Raw genomic sequence first — 6,573 nt, forward strand, 5'->3', positions numbered from 1 at the left:
GCGGGTCAGGAGCGCTCGCCCAGGAAGTCCTGGCGGGCGCGGTAGGCGGTGTCGGAGTTGTCGGTGAACATGCCGTCGATGCCCGCCTTGAAGTACGTGTCGTACTCCTTGAAGATCTGGCCGTAGTCACCGGGGGCGGTGCCGTTGCGCAGGTCCTTCGGCAGGAACTGGTTCTCGTTCCGGAAGGTGTAGGGGACGACCTTGAGGCCGGCCTTGTGGGCGTCCTTGACCAGCGGCCCGGGGGTGCCGAGCGAGCCGTCCGCCGTCGGCGGGACGACCATGGACTTCTCCGGCCCGATCCAGTCGGCGTAGCTACGGACGGCCTTGAGGCCCTCGGGCTTGGCCATCTCGCCGAAGGTCGGCCCGTGGCCGGTCGCGACCGTGTCGTACGGCGAGCCGCTGGCGGACATGCACTGCAGGACGGTCACGTGCGGCAGGGCCTTGTGCAGCTGCTGGAGGCTGGTCGGCTCGAAGGACTGGACGACCGTCCGCCCGCCCTTGTCGAAGCCGTTCCGCTTGATCGTCGCGACGACGGTGTTCTCCAGCGGCAGGCCGATCGAGCGGAAGTAGGTCGGGTGCTTGGTCTCGGGGACGATCCCGATCCTGCGGTGGTACTCGCGGGTGAACCGCTTGGCCAGGTCGATGACCTCCTGGAGGGTCAGCACCTGGTAGCGGCCGTTGTAGAGGGTGTTGCGCTGCCGGATGTCGGGCAGCCGCTCGACGGCGCGCAGCGTCTTGATCTCGGCGAGGGTGAAGTCCTCGGTGAACCAGCCGGTGATCTTCGTGCCGTCCACCGTCTTGGTGGTCTTGCGGCCCGCGAACTCCGGGTGGGACGCGACGTCGGTCGTGCCGCCGATCTCGTTCTCGTGGCGGACGACGAGCTGCCCGTCCTTGGTGGCGACCAGGTCGGGCTCGATGAAGTCGGCGCCCATCCGCACGGCCAGCTCGTAGGAGCCCTCCGTGTGCTCGGGCCGGTAGCCGGACGCGCCCCGGTGGCCGATGATCAGCGGCCCGCGGGCGGCGGTCAGGGCGGGCTCGGCCTGCGCGGACGTGGCGGTCGAGGGGGAGGCGGCGGGCAGGGTGGTGACCGCGAGGGCGGCCGCCGGCACCAGCACGGCCGCGGCCGTCGCGAGGGCTCGGGCTCGACGGATCATCGGTCGGGCTCCTTCCGGGGAGGGTTCCGGGGATGTGAGGTCGCCCGGAAGGTACCGAGCGGACGGTGCCCCTGCCGGGAACCCCGCGGTGACGTCCCGGCCAACCTTGATCGCCCGGACGGTGAACGCGCACGCCGGAGGGCCCGCGACCGCGCCCAGAGCGCGGCCACGCCCGGAGAACGCGGAACGCCCCGCCCGGCACAGGGCCGGACGAGGCGTGCGCGAGGAGCGGAGGGCCGGTCAGCCCATCCAGTCGAAGGTGGCCGGGTCGGGTCCGAGCCGCTCGCCCTTGTCCAGCCGGGCGATCGCGGCCATGTCGGCGTCGGTCAGCGCGAAGTCGAACACGTCGATGTTCTCGGCGATCCGGGACGGCGTGACCGACTTCGGGATGACGATGTTGCCGATCTGGACGTGCCAGCGCAGCGCGACCTGCGCCGGGGTCTTGCCGTGCGCCTTGGCGATCCGGGCGAGCTCCGGGTCCTCCAGCAGGCCCCGGCCCTGGCCGAGCGGGCTCCACGCCTCGGTGCGGATGTCGTGCTCCTGGTGGAACGCCCGCAGTTCGGCCTGCTGGAAGTTCGGGTGCAGCTCCACCTGGTTCAGGACCGGCTTGACGTCGGTCTCGGCGAGGAGCCGCTCCAGGGTGCCGATCGTGAAGTTGGACACGCCGATCGCGCGGATCCGGCCGTCCTTGTAGAGCTTCTCGAACGCCCGCCAGGTGTCGACGTAGTTGTCGCGGGCGGGCATCGGCCAGTGGATCAGGTAGAGGTCCAGGACGTCCAGGCCGAGGCGCTCCATGCTGGCGTCGAAGGCGTGCAGCGTGGAGTCGTAGCCGTGGTCGGAGTTGAACAGCTTGGTGGTGACGAACAGGTCGTCCCGGGCGATGCCGGAGCCGCGCAGCGCGCGGCCCGTGCCTGCCTCGTTCTCGTAGGCGCTGGCCGTGTCGATGCTGCGGTAGCCGGTCTCCAGCGCGACGGCGACGGCCTTCTCGGCCTCGTCGTCGGCGACCTGCCAGACCCCGAAGCCGAGCTGCGGCATCTCGACGCCGTTGTTGAGCCGCACGTTGGGTACGGTCACGATCCCCCCATTTGTATGCGCGTGCAAGTACCTCATTCAGGTGTACCAGATACCTGCCCCATGCCCGAAATCCGAGGCCACGAAAGATGTCGGGGTTTCCCACGATGTGGGTCCCGGAGGCGCCGGGCACGATCGGGGGATCGCCACCCCGTACAGGAGCCCCGCCATGCCCTCCGCCGCGCACGCCTCCCCGTCCTCAGGGGCCTCAGCGCCGCTTCCTCCCGGTTTCCGCGTCCCCCCGGCCGTCCAGGTCGCCCGGCTCATGGCCGATCCGCTCGGCTTCTACGAGGCGGGCCGCCGCCGGTTCGGGCCGATCTTCACCCTCCGGTACCCGGGCCTCCCGCCCGAGGTCTGCGTCGCGACCCCCGAGCTCGCCGAGGAGGTCTTCGCCACCGACGGCGGGCCGGGCCGCGCGGGCGAGATGCGGCGCGCGTTCATCGGGCCGCTGGTCGGCGAGGAGTCGCTGCTCTGCCTGGACGGCGAGCCGTGGTGGCGGCACCGCCGCCTGGTCAGCCCCCCGCTGCACGGCCGCGCCGTCGCCGCCTGGGCGGACCGGATCGCCGCGATCGCCGCCGCCGAGGCGGGCCGCTGGCCGGTGGGCGTCGCCATGCCGCTGCGTCCGGCCATGGAGCGGATCACCCTCGAGGTGATCATGCGCGTGGTGTTCGGCATCGAGGACGCGCGGCGGCTCGGCGCGCTGCGCGTCCTGCTGCCCCGGCTGATGCGGCTCGCGGGGTCGGCGGCGCTGGTCCGCATCCCGCCGAACGCGCGCGAGCGGGCGCTCGCCTCGCCGCTGCTCCTGCGCGCGGGCGCGCTGCCCACCACGCGCTACGTCCGCGCGAGGGACGAGGTGGACGCGATCCTCTACGACGAGATCGCGCGCCGCCGCGCCGACCCGGACGCGGCGGCCGGAGCGCCCGACGTGCTGTCGCAGCTCGTCGCCGCGCGCGACGAGGACGGCGAGCCGCTGACCGGACGCGAGATCCGCGACGAGCTGATGACGCTGCTCGCCGCCGGGCACGAGACCACCGCGACCTCGCTGGCGTGGACGTTCGAACGCCTCGTCCGCACCCCGCACGCGATGGACGCGCTCGTCACCGAGCTCACGTCCGGAGCGACCAGCGCGCGTGGCGAGACGTCCTATCTGGAGGCCGTCGTGAAGGAGGGACTGCGCGCGCGCCCGGTCGTGCTCGGCGCGCCGAGACTGCTGGACGACACGGCGAAGATCGGCGGCTACGAGATCCCGGCGGGCTGGTACCTGTCGGCGTCGATCCCGCTGGTGCTGAGCGACCCCGAGGCGTTCCCCTCGCCGGAACGGTTCCGCCCGGAACGGTTCATCGCGGGCGCGTCGTCGCCCGAGGCCGTGGCGCGGGCGAACCGCGCGTGGATTCCGTTCGGCGGCGGCCGCCGCTACTGCGCGGGCGCGCAGCTCGCATTGCTGGAGATGCGCGTCGTGCTCGCCGAGGTACTACGCCGCGTGACGCTGACGGCGGCGCGTCCGGAGGACGAGAAGCGGCGGCTCAAGAACGTCACGCTCGTGCCGGGCAGGTCCGGCCTGGTCATCGCGCGCCCGAGGTCGGACGGCGCGTCCGGGTGAACCCTGTCGGAACCGGACGGAAGAAGATGACGAACAAGGCACGGTCCACTTCAGACGGTTGACACCCGTGCCCTGAGGACGGTTGATAGCACTGTGACGGTCGGGGGGAGCTGATCACTCGCGCCGACCGTCCACTCGATAGAGTGGCCCCCGCGATCGACGCATTCGCGACAAGAGAACCAACACGGCGTATCGACCGCCTGTCTCTGGTGGGGTGTGGACATGGATGGTCGTACGGACCAGCAGCGCGCGGACCGTCCGCGCCCGGCCGGGCACAGTCCGGGCGGCCCCGCGACGGGGCGCGGTCCGGGCGAGCGCGGCGACGGGCGCCCCGGCCAGGTCCCGCTGGTCGGACGGCACGACGTCCTCCAGGTCCTCGACGAGAGCCTCGACGAGGCCGCCGACGGCGTGTTCCGGTTCGTCGCGCTCGCGGGCGAGCCCGGCGCGGGCAAGACGCGGCTGCTCGGCGAACTGACGGCGGGCGCGGTCGCGCGCAAGCTCGCGGTGTCGTCCGGGCGGGCGGCCGAGTTCGAGCAGGAGATGCCGTTCGGCGCCGTCGTCGACGCGCTCGACGACCACCTCGAGGAGCACCTTCCCGAGCTCGGTCCCGCGACCGTGAAGCTGCTGCTCCCGGTCTTCCCCGCGCTCGCCTCCGTCGTGCACGGCACGATGCCGACGGTCACCGGCAACACCCCCGTCGCCCGCTACCAGCTGTTCCGCGCGGTGCGGCGGCTGCTCGAGCAGCTCGCCGCCGAGGACGGCCTCGTCCTCATCCTGGACGACGTGCACTGGGCGGACGAGGCGACGATCGAACTGCTCGACTACCTCGTCCGGCACCCGCCGCGCGCCCGCGTGATGATCGCCGTGGCGTTCCGTCCTGCGCAGGCGTCGGCGCGGCTCGCGGCGCTCGTCGAGGCGTCCGTGCAGGGCGCGTGCGGGCACCGCGTGCGGGTCCGCCCGCTGACCGAGGACGAGGTCGCGCAGCTGCTCGGCCCGGACGTCACCGCGACGCGCTGCCGCGAGCTGTTCGAGGCCAGCGGCGGCAACCCGTTCTACCTGGAGGCGCTCGCCCGCAGCGAGGAGCCGCTCGCCGAGGGGCCGCGCGAGGGCGACATGCCGCCCGCCGTCCGCGCCGCGCTGCAGATGGAACTGAGCGGCCTGTCGCCCGACGCCCTCCGCGTCGCGCGGGGCGCGGCGGTCGCCGCCGACGAGTTCGCCCCGGCGCTGGCGGCCGTCGCCGCCGAGGTGTCCGACCCGGTCGCGCTGTCCGCGCTGGACGAGCTGGTCGCCCGCGACATCGTCCGGCCGGGCGCGGGACGCTTCCGGTTCCGCCACCCGCTCGTTCGGCACGCGGCGTACGGGTCGGCGGCGGCGGGCTGGCGGCTGGCCGCGCACGCCCGCATCGCGACCTACCTCGCGGAGATCGGCGCGCCCGCCGCGGTCCGGGCGCGGCACGTCGAACGGTCCGGACGCGTCGGCGACCGTCCGGCGATCGCCACGCTCGTGGAGGCCGGGCGCGCGTACGCGACGCAGGCGCCGGTGACGGCCGGGCACTGGCTGAAGGCGGCGCTGCGGCTGATGCCGGAGAACGCCCCCGCGGGCGCGGGCCTGCCGTCCCGGCTCGACCTGCTGATGGAACTCGCGCAGGTGCAGTCGGTCGGCGGCGCGCTCACCGAGGGCCGCGAGACCGCGCGCACGCTGCTGCGGCTGCTGCCCGGCGACGCCTACGAGCGGCGCGCGAAGGCGGCCCGGCTCGCCGCGCTGATGGAACGCCAGCTGGACCGTCCGCACGAGGCGCGGTCCCTGCTGCTGGACGAGCTGCGGAACATGCCCGACCCGCGCTCCCCCGCCGCGATCCCGCTGCGGATGCGGCTGGTCGCCGAGCGCACCATGCGGCTGGAGTTCCGCGCCGCGCAGGCCGTCCTGGACCTGATGCCGGACGACTCCGACGACTGGGAGCCGAGCCTGAAGGTCGCGGTCGCCGCGCTGCGCCCGATGCCCGCGTTCGCCGGCGGACGCGTCGCCGACGCGCTGCGCTACGCCGAGGCCGCCGACCGGCTGCTGCACACCGCGCCGAACGAGCACCTGGCCGACTGGATGGACGCGATCGCCTGGCTGTGCTGGGCGGAGACGATGCTCGGCCGGTACCGGACCGCCGCCCGGCACTTCGAGCGCGCGCTCGACGTCGCCCGCGACACCGGGCAGCTGTACGTCGTCACGAACCTGCTCGCGGGGCTCGCCCGCTCCTACGGGACGCTCGGGAACCTGGCGCAGGCCGCGTCCGCCGCCGAGGACTCGGTGGAGGAGGCGCGGCTGGTCGCGTCCGGCCAGCAGATCGTGTTCGCGCTCACCCAGCAGAGCCTGGTCGCGACCTGGTCCGGCAACGAGGAGACCGCGCTGCGGCACGCCGACGAGGCGGTCGCGACGGGCGCGGGCGTCGGCGAGTGGTGGGGGTCGATGGCCCACTACGCGCGCGCGATGGCGCTGTTCGGACTCGGCCGCCAGGACGAGGGCGTCCAGGCGATCATGAAGGCGGCCAACGGCTTCGACACCCCCACGCTCGACCAGCGCACCCTGCTGTCCTGCGCCGAGACGCTCGCGCAGGTCGAGGCGGGCCGCGGCCGGCGGGACGCCGCGCTCCAGTGGGCCGAGCGCGCCCAGCACATGCGGCTCGAGGGCGTGGACTCCAACAACGCGCTCGCCGACCTGGCCCGCGCGCACGCGCTGCTCGGCAGCGACCCGGCCGAG

General features: G+C 73.8%; 4 protein-coding genes. 2 read left to right on the forward strand and 2 right to left on the reverse strand.

The features are described from left to right. Nucleotides 1–5: 5 nt before the first annotated feature. Together EBO15_RS17770 and EBO15_RS17775 are read right to left on the reverse strand one after the other, a co-directional pair. On the reverse strand, nucleotides 6–1,154 hold the full coding sequence (locus EBO15_RS17770; protein WP_122195512.1) for a glycerophosphodiester phosphodiesterase: 1,149 nt from the start codon (nucleotides 1,152–1,154) through the stop codon (nucleotides 6–8). 240 nt (nucleotides 1,155–1,394) lie between these two features. After that, nucleotides 1,395–2,189 (reverse strand): aldo/keto reductase, encoded by a 795-nt coding sequence (locus EBO15_RS17775; RefSeq protein WP_378237389.1) that lies wholly within the window; start codon nucleotides 2,187–2,189, stop codon nucleotides 1,395–1,397. Nucleotides 2,190–2,394: 205 nt separating this feature from the next. Between EBO15_RS17775 and EBO15_RS17780 the strand changes: the two genes are divergently transcribed. Next, nucleotides 2,395–3,825, forward strand: a complete 1,431-nt coding sequence (locus EBO15_RS17780) for a cytochrome P450 (RefSeq protein WP_122195513.1) — start codon at nucleotides 2,395–2,397, stop codon at nucleotides 3,823–3,825. A gap of 222 nt (nucleotides 3,826–4,047) precedes the next feature. Then, nucleotides 4,048–6,573 (forward strand): ATP-binding protein (locus tag EBO15_RS17785; protein WP_122195514.1); only part of this gene is annotated, 2,526 nt, incomplete at its 3' end.

It is taken from the genome of Actinomadura harenae (assembly GCF_003696215.1).
In the GTDB taxonomy this organism is placed as follows: Bacteria; Actinomycetota; Actinomycetes; order Streptosporangiales; family Streptosporangiaceae; genus Spirillospora; species Spirillospora harenae.